The sequence below is a fragment of the Pseudogemmobacter bohemicus genome, from assembly GCF_003290025.1.
GTDB classification, from domain to species: domain Bacteria; phylum Pseudomonadota; class Alphaproteobacteria; order Rhodobacterales; family Rhodobacteraceae; genus Pseudogemmobacter; species Pseudogemmobacter bohemicus.
Map to the genome: position 1 here is coordinate 58,034 of NZ_QNHG01000001.1, position 20,605 is coordinate 78,638.

Sequence of the window (20,605 nt, forward strand, 5' to 3'; positions counted from 1 at the left end):
TGGCGGGCCGGGGTCAGACCCTGACCAGCTGCTTGCCGAAATTCTCGCCCTTCAGCATCCGGGTAAGAGCATGCGGCGCCGCTTCGATCCCTTCGGCCACATCTTCCCGCGCCTCCAGCAGCCCCTCCTGATACCAGCGGGTCAACTGGCTGCGGGCCTCGGCATAATGCGCCTCGAAATCGTCCAGCAAAAAACCCTCGATCCGGGCGCGGGCGACCAGGATCCTGCGCAGGAAGCGCGGGCCGATATCCGGCTGATCGAACCGGTCGGCAAGGGCGACGGTGCCCACGATAACGATGCGACCAAAGGTGTTGAGGTTCAGGAGCGCGGCGTCATGGATCGGCCCGGCAGTGTTGTCCATGAACACATCGACGCCCGAGGGGCAGGCTTTCGCAATCGCCCCGGTCAGATCGCTTTCGCTGCGGTGATTGATGCCGGTCCGATAGCCGATGCCCTTGCACCACTCGATTTTCGCATCCGAACCGGCGATGGCAACGGGGTCGAACCCTTTGATCCGGGCGATCTGGCCCGCGATCTGGCCCACCGCGCCGGAAGCGGCCGAGATCAGCACCGTTTCGCCCTCTTTCGGCCGGCCGGTATGCAACAACGAGAAATAGGCGCTGAGCCCCGGCATCCCGAGGCATCCCAGCGAGGTCTGCACCGGCGCCGATGCCGGATCGAGCCGGATGGCCGTCTTCGCCGCAATGGTGGTCAGCGGTTGCCAGCCGAAATCATCGGCCTGGACGATGTCGCCGGGCCGGAACAGCGGCGATTCCGAGATGATAACCTCGCCCACCCCGCCACCGGTCATCATCTCGCCGGTCTTCTGGCTGGCGGCATAATTCTTTGCAGGGCTCAGTCGGGCGCGCATATAGGGGTCGACCGAAAGCCAGAGTGTGCGGACCAGCAGATCGCCGGGGCCGGCTGTTGGGGCGGCTCTTTGCTCAAGGCTGAAATCGTCGGGACCGGGCAAGCCGGTCGGAAAACGCTTGAGGATCCAGGTCGGATTTGACGTCATGGCTTGGCCCCTGCTGTCTGAGATATGGCGCCAGATTAACCCCGAACCGGGCGCGGGCACAGAGGGCCGTTTCGAACTGACTGTTCTGTATTATGGACAGTTCGATGTCTGGACAGAGCATAGGGGCGCGCCGTTCCACCCTGACGAATGCGCTGTCGGAGGCAGTGCGCCGCCGCTCCGGGGGACGCCTGTCCGTTTACAGGAGGTCGCGGGAAGGGGGCCGCCTCAGGGCATGGCCGCGAAGGCGGCTGCGGGTTGTCTTTGCAAGCGGCGGCCGTATCGACTGGCTGTATGTGTTCACCTCAGCCCCGGGCAGTGGTCCTCCGCACTTACACAGATGGAATGACGCCTGTATCGGGATATACTGCCAGGAGGTCCCGGCGCGACACGGGCGCAGGCGAATGAGCGTCGGCAGGCCAGCGCCCCCCCCTTTCGGCCGTTTTGCCGGCATCATCCTTTCCGGGGCCGATCTGCAACCGTTGTTCGATTTCGGAGCCGATCTCGCCCGGGCCGATGGCCCGATCCGCCAGGTCGGCGGCGAGGTGCTGGGTCCCACCCCCGCCCCTGTTGCCCGGGTACGCGGCCGCCACCGTGTTCGCCTGCTGATCCGTGCGCCGAAAAACGCCGCTCTGCAAAATGCCATTGCGGCCTGGCTGCGGCAGACCCGCCAGCCCAAAGGCATCCGGCTGGCCATTGATATCGACCCGCAAAGTTTTTTGTGACAGGGTCTTTTCTGGCCGCGCGAAGGGGGCGCTGCCCCCGCCTGCCTGCGGCAGCCTCCCCCGGAGTATTTCGGTCAAGAGGAATGGGCTTTCCTCCTGATCGGCTTTGTCGCACTCGCCTTCTGCCCGGCGGGTTCGTGTTTGTGGGTCGGCGGGTCGGGCTTGCCCCATGAAGAAACCTGCCCCTGATTTCCGAACACCGGACTGATCGGCTACAGTCATGCCCTGAAGCGCCGTGGCGCGCTGATGGTGTGGTTTGACCCGGAGATGGCCTGGTTCGCGGCCCCGAACGGAGGGCCGGGTCATCCTGAGAGGGGCCCGGCGGCGGCCATTCAGTTCTGCCTTCAGGTCAAGCTGCTGTTCCGGTTGCCGCTTCGGTAAACGGAAGGGTTTGTGGAGAGCCTGCTGGCCCTGTCTGGTCCCGGCTGGACGGTGCCCTTCATCGGGCGATCCCTCCACCGGAAGGCTCCTTGAACCGCTGGCGTTCCACTGCCTGATCTCAAACTCCCCGGTGAGCGCATTGTGCCGCAGACCTTCCCGACCCTGGGGCGTGCGCCTGCTCCGCATGCACCGCTTTATGCCACCCGGCACGCCCGGAGCCGTCCCCATGCGCCGACGATAGCCGGGAGCGGGGGGAAATCCGACCTTATCCCCAGTAGCGCAACAAAGCCGCCAGGGGCCATCATCAATCCCGATTGACGCGCTTTAAAAGTATATACATATTCAGGTCCGGCGCCTCGCGTTACCTGAATACAGCCCTTGGGGGAGGTCATCATGCGCATCCATGCGGCACAGGCATATCTGCCTGGCGGAGCGGCGGAAAACGTTGCGGTCTCGATTGACGGTGCGACGATCCGCGCGGTCGAAACCGGAGCCGCGCCGGCGCCCGGCGATATCCGGGTCGATGCCCTGATCCCCGGCATGAGCAATCTGCACAGCCACGCCTTCCAGCGCGGTTTTGCCGGGCTTACCGAGCATCGCGGCGAAAGTCGGGACAGTTTCTGGACCTGGCGCGAGATGATGTATCGCTTCGCGCTCGCGCTCTCGCCCGATGAGATGCAGGCCATTGTCGCATTGGCCTGTGTCGAGATGCTTGAGGCCGGCTACACCAGGCTCGGCGAATTCCATTACCTGCATCACGGCACCGATGGCCGCCCCTATGCCGATCCCGCCGAGATGTCGGCGCGGATTTTTGCGGCGGCCGCACGGACCGGTATCGCGCTGACCCATCTGCCGGTGTTTTACGCTCATGGTGGTTTCGGTCCGGCTCCGGCGGGCGAGGGGCAGCGCCGCTTTCTGCACAGCCCGGATGCGTTTCGCGCGCTGATGGAGCGCTGCGACCAGATGCTCACCCGGCCGCAGGACCGGCTGGGGCTGGCCGCCCATTCCCTGCGCGGCGCCACGGTCGGCGAGATTGCGACCCTGGCGGAGGATTTCCCCGGCCGTCCCTTTCACATCCATGTCGCCGAGCAACTTCGCGAGGTCGAAGACTGTCTCGCCCATACCGGCGCGCGCCCGGTGGCCTGGCTTCTCGACAATGCGCCGGTCGGGCCGGACTGGTGCCTGATCCACGCCACCCATCTTGATGCGGCTGAAATCACCGGCATCGCCCGCGCGGGCGCCGTTGCCGGTCTCTGCCCGGTGACCGAGGCCAATCTGGGCGACGGCATCTTCCCTGCCGGCCCGTTTCTCGACCAGGGCGGGTGCTTCGGCATCGGCACTGACAGCAATATCCGCATCTCGCTGAGCGAGGAGCTGCGGCTGCTGGAATATTCGCAGCGCCTCGCCAGCCATGAGCGCAACCTTTTCGCCGGTGCCGGTGGCTCGACCGGAGAGCGGCTCTTTACGGCTGCGCTGGAGGGCGGCGCCCGGGCGCTTGGCGTCGGGGCCAGAGAGAACGCGGCGGCAGAGATCGCGGTGGGCGCGCCGGCGGACCTGGTCGGGTTGCGGGACAGCCTATCCCCCGGAGCCGCGCCGGCGCGGTTGCTGGACCGCTGGATTTTCGGCCCGGATCTCCGGGTCAGCGATGTCTGGGCATGGGGCGTCCGGCAGGTGGAGGGCGGTCGCCATATCGCACGCGACGCGATCAGGGCAGAGGCGGCGGCCGCGCTGCGCACTATCCTGCACCGCGCGTGAGCGCCCCGCCTGCACCGCGCGTGGACGACTCAAAATGGGGGCCGCGTCCGGCGGGACAGTCAATAATGTGTAATGTATAGGATTCTCCGCAAGAAGATGCCAACACATTCGGGTCGACGCACGATCTTATTTATATAGCTACATGTTGATGCGGTTTGATACGGTCTGACCGTTGGGTGCGACGCGACTGGAACTGCATGTTCGATACAGATATGCTGCTCCCAACGGTGCCATTCCGAACCTCGATTCATCGTACGCTTGCGGGACGGCGTGAGGTCGCGTATTCTTTCCTGACAGGACTATCCAAAGTGCCGTCGGACGGAGTGCCAGCTCCTCCGGCGGTTTTCTTTTTCGCAGGTCGCGCTGCCCGAAACTGCGGGACACCTGCGTCATAACCCATTGATTTGCATAAGGCGCTGTAGATCAGATGCAGGGCACCTGATCGTTGATTTTCTTCGCTTTTCTGGAAGAATGGTGGGCGACCCTGGAATCGAACCAGGCATGAGTCTCCTCGGCGGAGTTACAGTCCGCTGCCGCACCTTGCAGCACGTCGCCCTCTGGGGCCGGGAGATAGCCGGGGGGGCTCATGGCGTCAAGGGGCTGCGGGCAGAGTTTTTCGCGCAGGCAGGCCATTTCCCGGGGCGGATCCTTTTGTCTTGCGCTTTCCTCTCGATTCCGCCTTTGGTCCGCTGATATTCATGGCGCAGCAGATGGTGCCGGACGGGGATGATGCGATGAAGAAACCTGCCTGGGTGGTCGATAAGGAACGTGCGAAGCGGGCCGAAGCGAAGGAGACTGTCTGGCTTTTCGGCCTTCACGCCGTGCGCGATGCGCTGCTGAACCCGCGGCGGGAAAAGCTGCGGCTGGTGGTGACCAAAAACGCCTTCGACAAGCTTGAGGATGCTGTTGCCGCTTCGGGGCTGGAGCCGGAGATGGTTGATCCGCGCAAATTCGATGTGCCGATTGACCCGGGCTCGGTGCATCAGGGCGCCGCGATGGAGGTGAAGCCGCTCAACTGGGGCAGCCTTGAGGATGTGGCGGTCTCGGGCGAGGGGGCGCCGCTGGTCGTGCTGCTTGACCGCGTCACCGATCCGCATAATGCCGGCGCGGTGCTGCGTTCGGCTGAGGTGTTCGGTGCCCGTGCTGTGATTGCACCGCGCCACCATTCCGCGCCCGAAACCGGTGCGCTGGCAAAGACCGCCTCGGGCGCGCTGGAGCGGCAGCCCTATCTCAGGGTCACCAATCTCGCCGATGCGATGAATGAGCTGCGCGATATGGGCTATTTGCTGATCGGGCTGGCGGGTGAGGCGGAGCTGACCTTGACAGAGGCGCTGACCCAGGCCGGGACGCGGCCGGTCGGGCTGGTTATGGGCGCCGAAGGGCCTGGTTTGCGGGAGAAGACCCGCGAGACCTGCGATCTGATCGCGCGGATTCCGGCCTCGGGCGGCTTTGGCAGTCTGAACGTCTCGAATGCGGCTGCGGTGGCGCTTTACGCGGCGGCGACGCGTTGAGTCTCGCTCTGAAAGGGCTGTCTTTCGGTCTGATCGGCAATGCCTGCTGATCACAAAGATGCGAACGGCCCTTTAATACAGCAGTAATGTTTCTAAGTCACAGTTATGAGGCGCGGGAACTGGAACCCCCGTCCTTGTTTGCACTGTCCCTCGTTCCGCACCTTGGCGCCCGCGCGATCTGCGCAGGGCGCCTTTTCTTTCCACCCCGCGCTTTCCCTTTCAGCTCGCATGCCCGACCGGCAGGCGGTTTTGCGGCTTCTTGCCCGGTTTCAAGCAGTGCTGCGACGCGGCGGACATAAAATTACCAAAAAATAGCAAATGAGGTTGCATTATTGCGTCACGAAACTTACACCTCCTGACAACGGCCCGCTGATTCTGCGGCGCGGCGCAAAATCAGGAGTTCGCTCATGGCACTGGACAGACAGGCACCGATCATGACCTACGACGCCCCCAGGAAAGACCTCTATGAGATTGGTGAAATGCCGCCGCTGGGCCATGTGCCCGGGAAGATGTATGCTTGGGCGATCCGCCGCGAGCGTCATGGCGAGCCGGAAACTGCGATGCAGCTGGAGGTTGTCGATACCTGGAAGCTCGACAGCCATGAGGTGCTGGTGCTCGTGATGGCCGCAGGCGTGAATTACAACGGTGTCTGGGCCGGTCTCGGTGTGCCGATTTCGCCCTTCGACGTGCATAAGCAGGACTATCATATCGCCGGTTCCGATGCCTCGGGCATCGTCTGGGCGGTGGGCGACAAGGTCAAACGCTGGAAGGTCGGCGATGAGGTCGTGATCCATTGCAACCAGGACGATGGCGATGACGAGGAGTGCAATGGCGGCGACCCGATGTTCTCGCCGACGCAGCGGATCTGGGGCTATGAGACGCATGACGGCTCGTTCAGCCAGTTCACCAAGGTGCAGGCGCAGCAATTGATGGAGCGCCCAAGGCATCTCAGCTGGGAGGAGTCGGCCTGCTACACGCTGACCCTTGCCACCGCCTACCGGATGCTCTTTGGCCATGCGCCGCATGATCTGAAGCCGGGCCAGAATGTGCTGGTCTGGGGCGCTTCGGGCGGGTTGGGTTCCTATGCGATCCAGCTTGCGAATACCGCCGGCGCCAATGCGATCGGCGTCATCTCGGATGAGACCAAGCGCGATTTCGTCATGTCGCTGGGTGCGAAAGGCGTGATCAACCGCAATGAGTTCAAATGCTGGGGGCAATTGCCCAAAGTGAACTCGGACGAATATAACGTCTGGCTGAAAGAGGCGCGCAAATTCGGCAAGGCGATCTGGGATATTTTCGGCAAAGGTGTCAGCCCGGATATCGTCTTTGAACATCCCGGCGAGCAGACTTTCCCGGTCTCGTCGCTGGTGTGCAAAAAAGGCGGCATGGTGGTGATCTGCGCCGGCACCTCGGGCTTCAACTGTACCTTTGACGTCCGCTATATGTGGATGCATCAAAAGCGCCTGCAGGGCAGCCATTTCGCCCATCTGAAACAGGCGTCCGCCGCCAATAAACTGATGTGCGAGCGCCGTCTTGACCCCTGCATGTCCGAGGTCTTCCCCTGGGCCGAGATCCCGCGCGCCCATACGCTGATGTGGAAGAACCAGCACAAGCCCGGCAATATGGCCGTGCTGGTTCAGGCACCGCGCACCGGGCTGCGGACCTTTGAGGACACGCTGGAAGCCAGCCGCAACCGCTGATCATCGGTGCCGGAATGGCCCTGTATCGCTGAAACCGGGCGCCGCATCTGCAAGGATGCGGCGCTTTTCCGTCGCTGTTTCTATTGTGGTGATAGCGAGACTGGATTGTTCAGAAAGTGACGGATATTCGCCACTGAGAGGGAAATGATAAACTTGACCGGATTTTCTCTGTTTCAGGTGGTATTATGGGGCACGACTGGGTTTTCGATGTCCTCAGGGACTTGCGGACTTACGCATTGAACAATGACCTGCCTGAACTTGCGCAAAAGGTTGAGGAAGCATTGCGTGTGGCCGAGCTGGAAATCGGCAAGCCCGCGGTGAAAGAGGACAAGCGGCCCGGCACCAAGGGGCTGCCGCATTAGGCCCTGACTGTCTGGCGCCCGACCGGCGTGTTTTCACCCTGTGATCGCTGGCACTTCCGGATGGCAGAGGATAGGCTCCGGCCATGCAGGCACAGGCCCCCCAATTCTCCGATGATCAGGCCGAGGCCTGGGACCGCATTTCCTCCGGGCTGAGATCCCAGGGGGTCGATATCGACAATGGCATTCTGGTGCCGCCGGCTGAGGGGCGGGCCTCGGTAATGGCGGTGATCGGCAAGGCGGGGTCCGGCAAGACGCTCTTGCTGGCGGAGCTGTACAAGGCGCTGAAAGGGGCCGGGGTCGAGATCGTCTCGGGCGACTGGGAGGGCAAGCGCCGCAAAGAGCGCCGCAGCCTTGCGATCCTCGCGCCCACCAATAAGGCGGCCTCGGTGCTGCGCCAGCGCGGCGTACCGGCGACGACGATCCACCGCATTCTCTATACGCCGGTCTATGATCCGCAATATGAACGCATCGCCGAATGGCTGGCCGGCCAGGCCGAGCGGCCAAAGGTCGAGGGGCTGACCGAAGAGGCGATGGACCGCGCCTATGCCTTTTACCAGCAGGTCGCCTCGATCCCCGGCGCGCTGGCGGCGGCGGGGCTGAAAGGCTCCGATTTTATCCAGGGCTGGAAACGGCGCGAGGATCCGCTGGATATCGGCTTTGTCGATGAGGCCTCGATGCTGGATGAGCGTCAGTTCAGCGACCTGCAGGAGATTTTCCCCCGCCTCGTGCTGTTCGGCGATCCGGCGCAGCTCGCTCCGGTCGGGCAATCGGGTAAGATGGTGTTCGAGTCGCTGGAGCCGCAGCAGCGGCTTGATCTGCACCGGATCCACCGCCAGACCCAGGACAATCCGATCCTTGATCTCGCCCATGCGCTGGCGGATGACCGCCTCGAATTCGACGCTTTCGAGCGGCTGGTGCGCGAAAAGGCAGCCCAGGATGACCGGGTGGTCTGGTCCGAGCGGGTGGATGCCGATCTGATGGCGCGCTCGCCGGTGCTGGTGTGGCGCAATGCGACGCGGGTGAAGCTGATCACCGCCTTTCGCCTCGGGCATGGCGCGCCGGTGGATGATCTGATGCCGGGGGAGCCGCTGATCTGCGACGGGATCGAGCTGCCGCTGAAACACCGCAAGAAGCGGGTGGACCTGGAGGCGCGTGGCCTTATCAAGGGCGCGCAGGTGATCTATCTGGGGCCGGGAAACCGCTCGGGTTTTGCGAAACTGCATGTGATCGGGGCGGAAGACCCGCAGCTCTCGGTCGCCTCGATCATCAAGATCGAGCGTCCGGATGAAGAGGAGCCCTTCATCCCGCATGCCCATACGATGGGGGCGGCGTTTTTGCACGGTGCGGCGGTGACGATCCATAAAGCCCAGGGCTCGCAATGGCCCGAGGTGCAGGTCTTCGCCCCCGATCTTTCTGCGGCGGCCTGGGCGAACCGGACCGAAGCCGGTGTGCCCTTGTGGAAACGCCTCGCCTATGTGGCGATCACCCGGGCCGAGACGCGGCTGCATTGGGTGGTCAGAAATCGCCTCGCGCGGCCAAAACAGCCCCTGGGGATCTCCGATCTGCGCGCCGCACCGAAGCTTGAGCTGAAATCCGGTGACGAGATGGACGAGAGGCTGACCTGACGCGGGCGGCCCGGAGTTTTAAGAAAAACTCCGGCACGATTTCTGGTCAGAAATCGTTTCGCGGCCGTCAGGGGATTTCCCTTTTCCGGACCTGGTGTTAGGCTGCTGCGGAAGTAGAGAGGATGCATCCATGTCGCTGGTTTTCGTTCAGATACGTTGCAATCCGGGCCGCACCTATGAGGTGGCCGATGCCATCTGGGACCGCGAGGTCGTCAGCGAACTTTACTCGACCAGCGGCGATTTTGACCTGATCGCAAAGGTCTATATCCCCGAGGGTGAGGATACCGGCCATTACCTTTCCTCGCGCCTGTTCGACATTCCCGGCATTCAGCGCACCCTGACCACCATGACATTCCGCGCCTTTTAACGCCCGAGCAGCCGCCGAGCGGCGGCGATGATCCCGTCGCGGGACGGCAACGTCGCGGCATAGGCCGGTCCGGTCGGGATGAAACTGTCTTCGGCCGTCAGCCGTGCAATGCTGGGCATGCCTGCCTCGGCCAGCAGCGCCATCAGCGCCTCGGCCAGCCCGCCCGTGCGGCGCGTTTCATCCACCACCAGCACATGGCCGCATTCCCGCACCGCCCGGATCAGCGCCTCCGCCGGCAGCGGTGCGATCCAGCGCAGGTCGATGATTCTGACCCCGATCCCGAGCGCCTCCAGCGCCGGGCGCGCCTGTTCCGACAGGTAGCGCCCATTGCCGAAGGTCACGATGGCGAGGTCCCGGCCCTCGCCCGCCTGACCGATCTCGCCGAGCGCAATCCTTTCGCCCGGCGCGGGATAGGGGCGCAGCCAGCGCCCGTCTTTCGCCTGATGCAGGTCGCGCATCGGGTATAGCGCGATGGGTTCAAGGAAGACCACCACCCGCTGTTCCTCGCGCGCGAGACGGTGGCATTCGCGCAGCATCCGCACCGCATCCGCCCCGTCCGAGGGCACTGCAAGGATCACCCCCGGAATGTCGCGCAGCACCGCGAAGCTGTTATCATTGTGGAAATGACCGCCAAAGCCTTTCTGATACCCCAGCCCCGCAATCCTCAGCACCATCGGATTGCTGAATTGCCCGCTCGAGAAGAAGGGCAGGGTCGCAGCCTCACCCCGGATCTGATCCTCGGCATTGTGCAGATAGGCCAGGAACTGGATTTCCGGCACCGGCACGAAACCGTTCTGGCCCATGCCGATCGCAAGGCCCAGAATGGATTGCTCATCCAGAAGCGTGTCGATCACCCGGTCCGGCCCGAACCGGGGCTGGAGCTTTTGCGTCACGCCATAGACGCCGCCCTTGCGGCCGATATCCTCGCCCATCAGCACGGTCTCGCCATGTTCAAGCATCAGGTCGGTCAAGGCCCAGCCGATCAGCCGCGACAGGATCTGCGGCTCCTCCATCGCCTTCAGGTCGGTGCCGAAAGCAGCTTCGCGGGCGGCAGGAGAGGGGCCATTCCCGGCCCGGCACACCCGCGCCGGCGGGAGAATGGGGCGCATGACCTCCTGAGCCGAGACAAGGCGCGGGCGGGTGCTGGCCTGCTGTGCCATTGCCGCGACCTCCTCGGCGGTCGATTTATAGATATCCAGCAATTCACCGGGCGAAGCGGCGCCGCTTTCAAGCAGCAACCGCACAGAATGCAACAAGGGATCATTGGCCTCATCGGCCTCGACCTCGGCTTTCGGCAGATAGGTTGTCGGCATATCCGCCCCCGCATGGCCATAGAGGCGAACCGTCCCGATATGCAAAAACGCGGGTTTCCTGCGCGTGCGGACATACTCTGCCGCCGCCTGGGCGGTCCTGTAGGTGTCGAACATATCCAGCCCGTCACAGGCGAAATATTTCAGTCCCGGACGCTGCCGGAAGGTTGCCGCGATCCAGCCCTTCGGGGTGCGGGTGGAAATGCCGATGCCGTTATCCTCGCAGCAAAACAGCAAGGGCAGCGGCAGCGACTGATAGGCGGTCCAGGCGGCGGTGTTGAACGCACCCTGCGCGGTCGAGTGATTGGCTGAGGCATCGCCGAAACTGCAAAAGATCAGCCCGTCATCCTTCAGCACGGCATGTTCCGGCCGGTGCCTCTTCGCCGCGCCGATCGACCAGGCGGCGCCCACCGCTTTCGGCAAATGGCTCGCGATGGTCGAGGTTTGCGGCGGGATGAAAAGCGCGCGCGATCCCAGGACCTTATGCCGGCCGCCCGAAATCGGATCCTCGGTCGAGCAGGCAAAGGACATAAGCATATCGCGCATCATCCGCCCGGGTGGATAGGCATCGGGCAGTTGCTTGGCGCGCTGGATCTGAAAACCGGCGTCGCGGTAATGCAGAAAGGCCATGTCATCGACCCGCAAAGCCGCCGCCACTGCCGCCATCCCCTCATGCCCCGACGAGCCGATGGTGTAAAACCCGGTGCCGGCGGCCTGCATCGCGCGGGCCTCGCGGTCGAGCGCGCGGCTCAGACAGGCGGAGCGGTAGATCGACAGCGCCAGATCGGGGGGCAGCGGACCCGAGGGCGCGGCGCCCGGCGGCAGATCGCCCGCCGTCACCCGGCGCAGGAAGTTCTCGTGAACGATGACCGAACGGCCCATGTCTGCTCCTGCCTCCTGCCGCCCAAAGATCCGGGCTTCGGTCTTTCATCCCGGATTTCTCCGGGCTAAGCCATAAAGGATTGGTCACAACATCATGCGGTTTCGGAATGTCGCTGCCTGCACCCCGTCGGTTTCTGCCCTCGCTTCCGCTTCTGGCGGCCTTTGAGGCGGCAGCGCGGACCGGCTCGATTACCGAGGCGGCGGCAGAGCTGTCGCTGACCCAGTCGGCGGTGTCGCGGCAGATCCGGGCGCTGGAGGGGCAGCTTGGTGTTGACCTGTTTCGAAGGGAGAAACAAAAGATCCGTCTCACTCCCGGCGGCGAGACCTATGCGCGCGAGATCCGCGATGCGCTGACCAGGATTTCCGACGCTTCGCTGCAGCTTTTGGCCAGCCCGGGCGGCGGGACGCTGACACTTGCGGTGCCGCCAACCTTCGGCGCGCGCTGGCTGATCCCGCGCCTCGCCCGCTTTCACGCGGCGCATCGCGATGTCTCGATCAACATCCTCAGCCGGCTGGGACGGTTCGATTTCCGCCAGGACGTGGCCGATGCCGCGATCTTTTTCGGTCAACCTGACTGGGGCGGTGCGGGCCTTCTTCACCTGATGGGAGAGCGGATGCTGCCGGTTTGCGCGCCGGGGCTGAAGGCGGAATACGGCTTTGCCCGCGCCGGGGATATCCGTCTTGCGCCGCTGTTGCATCTGACCACCCGCCCTGACGCCTGGGAGACCTGGCTGCGCGCTCAGGGTGCCGATCACCGGGGCGTCCAGGGGATGCTGCTTGACCAGTTCGCAGCGCTTGCCGAGGCGGCGGTGGCGGGGTTCGGCGTGGCGCTCTTGCCCGAGATCCTGATCGCGCGCGAACTGGCAGAGGGGCGCCTTGTCGCGGCGCTCGACCTGCCGGTCGAAAGCGCGGGCGCCTATCACCTGGCCTGGCCGGCGGACCGGCCCGATTACCCGCCGCTGATGCGGTTCCGCTCCTGGCTTCTGTCTGAAATCGCGGCAGAAATCACAGATCCTTCACCAGTCTGAGCGCATCATAGATGGCGGCATGGGTGTTTCTTGCCGCCACCGCATCGCCGATGCGGAACAGCCGGAAAGCCCCCGCCGGATTGGGCGCAAGCGTCTGGAGCCCGCCGGTCGAAAGCGCCTCATAATCCACCTCGCCCAGGTTCGATGACAGCGGTTTCAGCTCGAAATACAGCTCATCCAGCGGCCTTGTTCCATGGTTCACCACCACCTGATCGACCAGCCTCTCGCGCCGGAAATCGCCGTAATCGCTGCCAAGGGTGGCGCGCAGCCGGTTGCCTTCGCGCGCGACCGCGATCAGCCGCCAGGTCACGGTAAAGGTGGTGTCGCGCTTTTGCAGATTGCGCATATAGGGCACCAGATTCATCGCCATCACCTCGGGCGCGAAGCTGCGATCCGGGGTCACGATTTCGACCTTCGCGCCGGTTGCCGAGATCAGATCGGCGGCCTGCAGCGCCGCATGGTCGCCGGCATCGTCATAGATCAGCACATCCTGGCCCGGCTTTACATCGCCGGCCAGAATATCCCAGGCCGAGACCACCAGATCATTGCCGGAATCCAGCACCTCGGTATGAGGCAGGCCGCCGGTGGCGATGATCACCTCATCGGGCCGGGTCTCCTGCACTGTTTCCGGATCGGCAAAAGTGTTGAAGCGGAAGCTGACCCCCTTTGCCTCGCATTGTGCCATGCGCCAGTCGATGATCGAGATCATCTCGCGCCGCCTGGCATCCTGGGCGGTCAGGCGGATCTGGCCACCGGCGCGCTCGGCGGCCTCCAGCACGGTCACCGTATGGCCACGGGCGGCGGCCACGCGGGCGGCCTCCATGCCCCCCGGTCCGGCGCCGATGATCGTCACCCGTTTTGCGATCTCAGCCGGCGGGATGTCATGTGGCATCGTCTCTTCGCGCCCCGAGGCGGCATTGTGCAGACAAAAGGCCATGCCGCCCTGGTAGATGCGGTCGAGGCAGTAATTCGCGCCGACACAGGGGCGGATATCATCCTCGCGCCCCTCGCGCAGTTTCCTGACCAGATGCGGATCGGCCAGATGCGCGCGGGTCATCCCCACCATATCCAGCTTGCCAGACGCGATCGCATGGCGGGCGGTCGGAATATCGGGGATGCGGGCGGCGTGGAAGGTCGGGAAGCCGGTCGCCGCCCGGATCTCGCCCGCGAAATCGAGATGCGGGGCCGAGGGCATGCCCTGGACCGGGATCAGATCGGTCAGGCCCGGATCGGTGTCGATATGGCCCTTCACCACATTCAGGAAATCAACCAGCCCGCTGTCTCGCAGGCGTTTCGAGACCTCAATCCCCTCGGCAGCCCCCATGCCGCCTTTCAGGTCCTGGTCGCCGGTATAGCGCAGACCCAGGATGAAGTCCGGCCCGCAACGCTCGCGGATCGCCCGCAGCACGTCAAAGGTAAAGCGCAGCCGGTTGTCGAGACTGCCGCCATAGGGCGCGTCGAGGTCATTGGTCAGCGGTGACCAGAACTGCTCCAGCAGATGGCCGTAAGCCTCCAGCTCGATCCCGTCGACGCCGGCGGCCTGCATCCGCTCGGCCGCGTCGGTGAAATCGCGGATCACCCGGGCGATATCCCAGTCTTCCATCCGCTTTGGAAAGGCACGATGCGCCGCCTCGCGCTCATGCGAGGGGGCCAGAACCGGCAGCCAGTCGCCTTTGTCCCACCGTGTCCGCCGCCCCAGATGCGTCAGCTGGATCATCACGGCCGCGCCATGGTCGTGGCATTCATCCACCATCGCCTTCATCCAGCCGACCACCTCATCCTTCCAGGCGAGGATATTGTTGAAGACGGGCGGGCTGTCGCGGGCCACGCTGGCCGATCCTGCGGTCATCGTCAGCGCCACGCCCGCTTTCGCCCGTTCCACATGATAGGCGCGGTAACGGCCCTTCGGCATGCCATCCTCGGGATAGGCCGGCTCATGGCTGGTAATCATAATCCGGTTTTTCAGCGTGAGATGTTTCAGCTGAAAGGGCTGAAGAAGGGGATCATTCGACATGTCTTGCATACCTGCTGGATCGGGATGCGGCTGAGACTGGCGAAAATGTTCATATGTGTCAAGTTTAAGATCAGTGATGAACATTCCATTGCGCAACCGCTGCCCGAAGGATAGGCTTGGCGCATGACAGCAAGCGAAATCCCGGAAACCGGCTGGCGCGGATCGCCGGAAATCTGGCTGGAGGCGGCCTATGCCGCGCTGATCGAGGGCGGAATCGACCAGGTGCGCATCCTGCCGCTGGCGACGGGGCTGAACCTTGCCCGCACCAGTTTCTACTGGCATTTCAAAGACCGCCAGGCGCTGCTGGATGCGCTGGCGGATCGCTGGCAGGCGCGAACCACCGTGCCGCTGCTGGCCGCCTGCACCGCCTATGCGGCCTCTGAGGCCGAGGCGCATCTGAATGTGATCTCGATCTTTCTTGACCGCAGCCAGTTTGACGACCGGCTGGAATTCGCGGTGCGCGGCTGGGGCTTGCAGGATGCGGCCATCGCGGCGCGCATCCGGGCGGCGGATCAGCGGCGGCTGGGCGCGCTGGCCGACATGCTGATCCGCTGGGGCCACGCTGCGCATGAGGCCGATGTGCGCGCCCGTGCCATCTATCTGACGCAGATCGGTTATATCTCGATGCAGGTCAGCGAGAGCCTGGCCGAGAGGATGCAGCGCATCCCCGATTATGTGGCGATTTTCTCGGGCGGCGCGCGGCCCGGGCAAGAGGAAATCGCGCGGTTTCACGCCAGGCACGGGTTCTCCGCACCCGGCTGAGGCTTGCCCGCCTTGCCAGAGCCAGTCAGAAGGGCGCTATGGATACGGTATTCTTCATCGCGTCAAAGATCATCTGGGGCCTGATCGGGCCGGAGAGCTGGCTTTTCATCGGTCTTGCGCTGGTGGCTCTGGGGCTGTTCCTCGGGCGGCGCCGGCTTGCGGGCTGGTCGCTGGGTCTCACGCTCGGCTTCGCGCTGAGCGTCGCGATCTTGCCGCTCGGAGATATCGCGATGCGGCCGCTGGAGGAGCGCTACCCGATTCCGGACCTGCCGCAAAATGTGACGGGCATCATCGTGCTCGGCGGTGCCGAAGACGGGATCTGGACCGTTCAGGGCCCCCAGGTGCGCTTCAACGAAGGCGCCGAGCGCTTTACCGAAGGGCTGCGACTTGCAAAACTCTACCCCGATGCAAAGCTGCTCTTCTCGGGCGGGATTGGCGCGGTCGGCAATATTGAGGCCATACGCGTGCCACCCGAACAGACCACGGCGGGCGTTTTCTTCCTGGAACAGGGCATTCCGGCGGCGCAAATGGTGATCGAATCCGCCTCCCGCAACACGGCGGAAAATGCGCGGCTCAGCTATGATATGATGCAGCCAAAGCCTGGCGAGACCTGGATCCTCGTGACCTCGGCCTTCCATATGGAGCGCTCGCTCCGGACCTTCCGGGCAGCCGGCTGGACGGAAATCCTGCCCTGGCCGGTGGATTTCCGGGCGCGTCCCTTCGCCTGGGGGGTCGGCTGGAATTTCGCCTATAACCTGCGGCAGCTGAATGTTGCCATGAAAGAATATATCGGGCTGCTGGCTTACGGTCTGACCGGTCGCTGAGCGCTTACAGCCAGCTTCCCCGCCCGCTGCCGACTGCATCCCTTACCGAGGCAAAGCCCTCGCGCGCGAGGATCGCATCCAGCCCGGTCGCGATTTTCCCGATCAGCGAGATGCCGCCATAGACCATCGCCGTATAGACCTGCACCGCCGAGGCGCCGGCGCGGATCTTCTCCCAGGCCTGCTCGGCTGATCCGACACCGCCCACGCCGACCAGCGGGATGCGGCCCCCCGTCAGCTGCGAGAGCTGCGCCAGCACCCGGGTCGAGCGTTCGAACAACGGCGCCCCCGACAGGCCGCCGGTTTCGCTTTTATGCGGGCTGGAAAGCCCTTCGCGCGACAGCGTCGTATTGGTCGCGATGATCCCGGAAAGCCCCGAGGTCACTGCCACTTCGGCAATCGCGGCGAGGTCTTCGGCAGTCAGATCAGGGGCGATCTTCAGAAAGACCGGGATCGGGCGGGGCAGGGCAGAGCGCGCCTCCATCACCCCGGCAAGCAGCGCGCGCAACGCGGCCGGCCCCTGCAGGTCGCGCAGCTTTTCGGTATTGGGCGAAGACACATTGACGGTGGCGAAATCGACGAAAGGTCCGCAATGGGTCAGCACGGTCGCAAAATCCCGGGCGCGGTCGGCCGAGTCCTTATTGGCGCCAAGGTTCAGCCCCACCGGCACCGGCCCGGCGCGGCGCGCCTTCAGCCGGGCGGCAATCGCCTCCATCCCCTCATTGTTGAAGCCGAACCGGTTGATCGCGGCGCGGTCCTCGCTCAGGCGGAACAGGCGCGGGCGGGGATTGCCCTCCTGCGGGCGCGGGGTGGCGGCGCCGACCTCGACAAAGCCGAAACCGGCGCGCGACAGCGCGGCAACCGCCACCGCATTCTTGTCATAGCCCGCGGCAAGGCCGACCGGATTGGGCAGCATCAGCCCCGCCAGATCGGTCGAGAGCCGCCCCGATGTCACCAGCCCCGGCAAGGGCGCCAGCCCCGCGCGCAGCGCCGACAATGACAGCCCATGGGCGCGTTCGGGATCGAACCGGTGCAAAAGGCAAAGGCCGGCGCGTTCGATCAGGCTCATGGCAGGGTCCTCAGATCAGGCCTTCGGGGAAAATATGGCCGGTTGCGCCCAGCGGCAGCGATTTGTCCCAGACCACATCGTCAAGCCGCAGCTTGCGGTAAAGATGCGGGAAAAGCGCGCCACCGCGCGATTCCTCCCATTTCAGGTCGGGGGCGAGGCGCCCGGCATTGCAGGCGACCAGCACGAGATCGCTTTCCTCGGTAAAATGCTTTGCCGCCGTTTCTGCCGCCTGCGAGGCGGTCGAGAAATGGATATAGCCATCGGCGAGATCGACCGGCGCGCCGGCGGTCTCGCCAGCGGCACGGAAAGCATCCCATTCGGAGCGGCGGAAAATCTTGAGGATCAGCATGGCGCGCTTCCTGCACCCGAAGGGCGGCTGCGTCAAATAAAAACGCCCGATCTGCCGGGGAAGGTGCAGCTTCGTGCAGGAACCCGCCTTGCCACGCTTGCACCGGCGCCGGAAGCCCGCTATCTGAGGGGAACTGTAGCCAGGCCCGTCAGGGAAAGGCGACAGATGCGGGCGTTGTGTAATGGTAAGACCCCTGCCTTCCAAGCAGGAGACGCGGGTTCGATTCCCGCCGCCCGCTCCAGATTTACAAGGATCCAAAATCTATATATTTGCAAGTTTATCAATGACTTATGTGTCATTTTGTTGGCTGATTGTGCCATCCCGGTAAGTCTGATCTGCTTTTTCAGTAACTCATTCTGTGCATCATTTCCGCTTTGATATTGGAATTCTTGCCTTTATCACTGGTGGCATGAGCATAATTCGGCGTAGCAAAATCTATTACATTAAGCGCCGCGTGCCGGTGCGTTACCAGAGAGTCGAAGAGCGGCCCTGGTATGTGGCATCACTCAAGACAGATTCGTTGCGTGAGGCTGAGGCGAAAGCTGCGGTCGTCTGGGAAAACTGCATTCAGGGGTGGGAAGCCCGCCTTTCCGGTCGGTCATATGACGCGCTGGCGCGTTTCGAGTCCGCTCGCGATCTCGCCCAGACGAGGGGCTTTGCCTATCTGCCGGCATCTCCGTTGCCAGGCGCCCGCTCGCCGAACTTCTGGACCGGGTAGAGGCGATCCCTGACACAAGCGAGGCTCGATCGATGCGGGTTGATGCATCCGCTATGCTTGGCCTCGCAAAGACGCCGCAGATCAGCATTGCAAAAGCGCTGGAGATTTACTGGGGGCTTGCTGAAGAGCGGGTCCACGGAAAAGATCCGAACCAGATGCGGATCTGGCGCAATCAGCGCAAGCGCGCGGTTGCAAACTTCCTGGAGGTCATCGGAGATCTCGCCATCGATCAGATCGATCGGGACAATATGCTCGATTTTCGCCAGTGGTGGTGGGAGAGGATCCGGGATGAAGGGCTGACGGCAAACAGTGCCAACAAGGACATTTCCACGCTTGTCAGCATCCTGCGCACCGTAAACGAAATGAAGCGGCTGAAGCTGGATCTGCCTGTTGAGCGCCTGGCGTTTTCCGAGGGTGAGCAGAACACGCGCCTGCCTTTAAGCGATGAATGGATCCTCGACCATATCCTGCGGCAAGGCGCGCTGAATGGTATGAACGATCAGGCGCGCGGCATCCTCCTGGTGATGATTAATACCGGGTGCCGCCCGGCCGAGATTGCGGGCCTGCTGCCCCAGCACATTCACCTTGATCACGACGTCCCGCACATCTCCATCGAGCCTGAGGGGCGTCAGCTCAAAACGCCACATTCACGACGAAAACTGCCTCTGGTCGGGGTTAGCCTGAAAGGCATGAAGGGGCATCCTGAGGGGTTCCCTCGCTATCGCGCCAATGGCTCGCTGAGTGCTACCATAAATAAATTCATGCAGGAAAACGGCTTAATGCAGTCCAATGATCACAGCATGTACGGGCTGCGGCACAGCTTTGAGGATCGATTGCTGGCTGCTGGCGTGGATGAGCGCATCCGGGCTGATCTTATGGGGCATAAATTGAAGCGCGAACGATATGGCGCGGGCGCCTCTCTTGAGATGTCGGCTGGAATTCTTCAGTCAGTTGCGTTCTGAGTGGCAAGGAGCCGGCGCGCAGCCGCAACAGGATCATTTATCTGCATTGCTTCGGCGGCGCGCAGCTCTCTGTCGAGGCGCTCAAAGATTACGAGCGCCTCGCGATTATCCAATGCAATGACCGCCACCTTGGCATGCGCGCGGCGTAAGCGCTCGATGCACAGGCCCTGATACATGAAGGGCTTGCCCATCAGGCCGCAGCCTCCCTCACCATCAAATGGGCGCAGTTCGTCCGGACCAGCGCAAGGTAGGGGAAGACGGCCCGCGGTGATTGGTGCCCGCAGATCTGCCGCCCGAGGAACGGCGTGGCGTAGTGTTTCTGGTATGGGCTTCGCTAACCCTTGAGGAGCTGTGCGATCATCGCTCTGACCGATGGTTTACATAATGGCCTGAAGCCTATTGGTCGTGATCAGGCGAGCCGGATCGGACAGGTGTGATCCGAAACCGCTTCGGCAAATCTGCCCATGCCTGGTGGCGGTATGGGCCGGAAACCAACAGGATTTTCAGCGATGAGCTTCAGGGAAACCGACAGGACAGGGAGCGCAGCCGCAACGGGAGACGCGGCGGAAGCCGGCAGATCCACCGGAATGGGCGGCTTCGGCGCTATGGGCCTGAGCAAGGGGGGCAGCCGATTTCCAGAAAGGCATCATGTCCTATTCCTATCGCGGCCGGCCGATGTGGAAATGCCCGATGGATACGGCGATCTATGCCGATATCCTGTGGGAGATCCGCCCGAAAACCGTCATCGAATTTGGCTCGAACCGGGGCGCCAGCGCGCTCTGGCTTGCAGATCAGCTGACCACCTTCGGGGTGGCCAACGCTCATGTCTGGTCGCTGGACATCAATCCTGTGACCGATCTTGCGGATCCGGGACGCACCTTCGGATTCTGTGAGGTGGCCAATCCCGCCGCCAGCCTTGGTCCGGAGGATCTGCAGGCCTTGCCGAAACGGCTGCTGATGATCGACGATGCCTCCCCTCTCGGCCGGCATGTGCTGGCGGTGTTGCAGTTCATAGACCTGATCACCGACCCTGGCGATTATGTGATCATCGAGGATGACATCCTCAATCAGTTGGGCTGGGAAGAGGAATACCAGGGCGGCCCGCTGGAGGTGCTGCGTGTGTTTCTTGCCGGGGATACCGCCCGCGAGGCAGGGCCGCGCTGCCAGATCTACCACGCGTGCTGTGATATATTCGGGCGCAATGTGACCTTGAATCCGGAACGCTATCTGCGCCGGCTGTGATCCAGGC

18 protein-coding genes, 2 tRNA genes and 2 pseudogenes are annotated in these 20,605 nt (G+C 63.5%); 15 read left to right on the forward strand and 7 right to left on the reverse strand.

The genetic code is table 11. The features are described from left to right. Positions 1–13: 13 nt before the first annotated feature. Complete coding sequence (locus tag DRF71_RS00250; protein WP_112308653.1) at positions 14–1,018, reverse strand: NADP-dependent oxidoreductase; 1,005 nt, start codon at positions 1,016–1,018, stop codon at positions 14–16. 355 nt (positions 1,019–1,373) lie between these two features. Between DRF71_RS00250 and DRF71_RS00255 the strand changes: the two are divergent. From DRF71_RS00255 to DRF71_RS00265, 3 genes and pseudogenes are all read left to right on the forward strand, one after another. Continuing rightward, positions 1,374–1,740, forward strand: a pseudogene (locus tag DRF71_RS00255) (primosomal protein N'); the annotation flags it as partial. A 169-nt stretch (positions 1,741–1,909) separates the two neighbouring features. Beyond that, a pseudogene (locus tag DRF71_RS00260) lies at positions 1,910–2,118 on the forward strand (transposase); the annotation flags it as partial. A 396-nt stretch (positions 2,119–2,514) separates the two neighbouring features. Further along, the gene (locus tag DRF71_RS00265; protein ID WP_112309880.1) at positions 2,515–3,876 is read left to right on the forward strand and encodes a formimidoylglutamate deiminase; all 1,362 of its coding nucleotides are present in this window, start codon (positions 2,515–2,517) and stop codon (positions 3,874–3,876) included. A 472-nt stretch (positions 3,877–4,348) separates the two neighbouring features. Here DRF71_RS00265 and DRF71_RS00270 read toward each other — a convergent pair. After that, positions 4,349–4,432, reverse strand: a tRNA-Tyr gene (locus DRF71_RS00270). Between the two features lie 178 nt (positions 4,433–4,610). On the opposite strand from DRF71_RS00270, the gene rlmB reads away from it, so the two are divergent. The 5 genes from rlmB (at position 4,611) to DRF71_RS00290 (ending at position 9,441) form a co-directional block, all read left to right on the forward strand. Continuing rightward, positions 4,611–5,387 (forward strand): 23S rRNA (guanosine(2251)-2'-O)-methyltransferase RlmB, encoded by a 777-nt coding sequence (gene rlmB / locus DRF71_RS00275; protein ID WP_112309881.1) that lies wholly within the window; start codon positions 4,611–4,613, stop codon positions 5,385–5,387. Between the two features lie 407 nt (positions 5,388–5,794). Then, positions 5,795–7,087: a crotonyl-CoA carboxylase/reductase gene (ccrA, locus tag DRF71_RS00280; RefSeq protein ID WP_112308655.1), complete on the forward strand. Its 1,293-nt coding sequence runs from the start codon at positions 5,795–5,797 to the stop codon at positions 7,085–7,087. A gap of 185 nt (positions 7,088–7,272) precedes the next feature. Beyond that, positions 7,273–7,449, forward strand: a complete 177-nt coding sequence (locus tag DRF71_RS27815) for a hypothetical protein (protein ID WP_198672030.1) — start codon at positions 7,273–7,275, stop codon at positions 7,447–7,449. Between the two features lie 83 nt (positions 7,450–7,532). Next, on the forward strand, positions 7,533–9,074 hold the full coding sequence (locus tag DRF71_RS00285) for an ATP-dependent DNA helicase (RefSeq protein ID WP_112308656.1): 1,542 nt from the start codon (positions 7,533–7,535) through the stop codon (positions 9,072–9,074). Between the two features lie 130 nt (positions 9,075–9,204). Next, complete coding sequence (locus tag DRF71_RS00290; protein ID WP_112308657.1) at positions 9,205–9,441, forward strand: Lrp/AsnC ligand binding domain-containing protein; 237 nt, start codon at positions 9,205–9,207, stop codon at positions 9,439–9,441. Here DRF71_RS00290 and DRF71_RS00295 read toward each other — a convergent pair. Next, positions 9,438–11,633 carry a dehydrogenase E1 component subunit alpha/beta gene (locus DRF71_RS00295; protein WP_112308658.1) on the reverse strand — a complete coding sequence of 732 codons (2,196 nt, stop codon included), beginning with the start codon at positions 11,631–11,633 and terminating at the stop codon, positions 9,438–9,440. The two genes, DRF71_RS00290 and DRF71_RS00295, sit on opposite strands and share 4 nt — an antisense overlap. A gap of 107 nt (positions 11,634–11,740) precedes the next feature. On the opposite strand from DRF71_RS00295, the gene DRF71_RS00300 reads away from it, so the two are divergent. After that, a complete protein-coding gene (locus DRF71_RS00300) occupies positions 11,741–12,661 on the forward strand; it encodes a LysR substrate-binding domain-containing protein (protein ID WP_232831226.1) in 921 nt (306 codons plus the stop codon). Here the strand turns inward: DRF71_RS00300 and hpbA are convergent. Further along, positions 12,639–14,675, reverse strand: coding sequence for an N-methyl-L-proline N-demethylase HpbA (hpbA, locus tag DRF71_RS00305; RefSeq protein WP_112309883.1), 2,037 nt, complete (start codon positions 14,673–14,675; stop codon positions 12,639–12,641). The two genes, DRF71_RS00300 and hpbA, sit on opposite strands and share 23 nt — an antisense overlap. Before the next feature lie 123 nt (positions 14,676–14,798). On the opposite strand from hpbA, the gene DRF71_RS00310 reads away from it, so the two are divergent. Together DRF71_RS00310 and DRF71_RS00315 are read left to right on the forward strand one after the other, a co-directional pair. Beyond that, a complete protein-coding gene (locus tag DRF71_RS00310) occupies positions 14,799–15,437 on the forward strand; it encodes a TetR/AcrR family transcriptional regulator (protein ID WP_112308659.1) in 639 nt (212 codons plus the stop codon). Positions 15,438–15,475: 38 nt separating this feature from the next. Beyond that, on the forward strand, positions 15,476–16,261 hold the full coding sequence (locus tag DRF71_RS00315; protein ID WP_112308660.1) for a YdcF family protein: 786 nt from the start codon (positions 15,476–15,478) through the stop codon (positions 16,259–16,261). Positions 16,262–16,265: 4 nt separating this feature from the next. Here DRF71_RS00315 and DRF71_RS00320 read toward each other — a convergent pair whose 3' ends face one another. Continuing rightward, positions 16,266–17,327 carry a quinone-dependent dihydroorotate dehydrogenase gene (locus DRF71_RS00320; protein ID WP_112308661.1) on the reverse strand — a complete coding sequence of 354 codons (1,062 nt, stop codon included), beginning with the start codon at positions 17,325–17,327 and terminating at the stop codon, positions 16,266–16,268. 10 nt (positions 17,328–17,337) lie between these two features. Next, positions 17,338–17,676: a DUF952 domain-containing protein gene (locus DRF71_RS00325; RefSeq protein WP_112308662.1), complete on the reverse strand. Its 339-nt coding sequence runs from the start codon at positions 17,674–17,676 to the stop codon at positions 17,338–17,340. Positions 17,677–17,843: 167 nt separating this feature from the next. Between DRF71_RS00325 and DRF71_RS00330 the strand changes: the two genes are divergently transcribed. The 3 genes from DRF71_RS00330 to DRF71_RS00335 all read left to right on the forward strand — a co-directional run bounded on the left by DRF71_RS00330 (position 17,844) and on the right by DRF71_RS00335 (position 19,356). Next, positions 17,844–17,917: transfer RNA gene (locus tag DRF71_RS00330), tRNA-Gly, on the forward strand. A gap of 168 nt (positions 17,918–18,085) precedes the next feature. After that, positions 18,086–18,394, forward strand: coding sequence for a DUF6538 domain-containing protein (locus DRF71_RS29180; protein ID WP_332872048.1), 309 nt, complete (start codon positions 18,086–18,088; stop codon positions 18,392–18,394). 32 nt (positions 18,395–18,426) lie between these two features. After that, the gene (locus DRF71_RS00335) at positions 18,427–19,356 is read left to right on the forward strand and encodes a tyrosine-type recombinase/integrase (RefSeq protein WP_232831227.1); all 930 of its coding nucleotides are present in this window, start codon (positions 18,427–18,429) and stop codon (positions 19,354–19,356) included. Here the strand turns inward: DRF71_RS00335 and DRF71_RS00340 are convergent. Continuing rightward, complete coding sequence (locus tag DRF71_RS00340; protein ID WP_112308663.1) at positions 19,338–19,547, reverse strand: hypothetical protein; 210 nt, start codon at positions 19,545–19,547, stop codon at positions 19,338–19,340. The two genes, DRF71_RS00335 and DRF71_RS00340, sit on opposite strands and share 19 nt — an antisense overlap. Positions 19,548–20,004: 457 nt before the next feature. Here DRF71_RS00340 and DRF71_RS00345 point away from each other — a divergent pair, with 457 nt between their 5' ends. Beyond that, entirely contained in the window at positions 20,005–20,598 is a 594-nt protein-coding gene (locus DRF71_RS00345) for a CmcI family methyltransferase (protein WP_112308664.1), read from the forward strand. Positions 20,599–20,605: the final 7 nt, after the last annotated feature.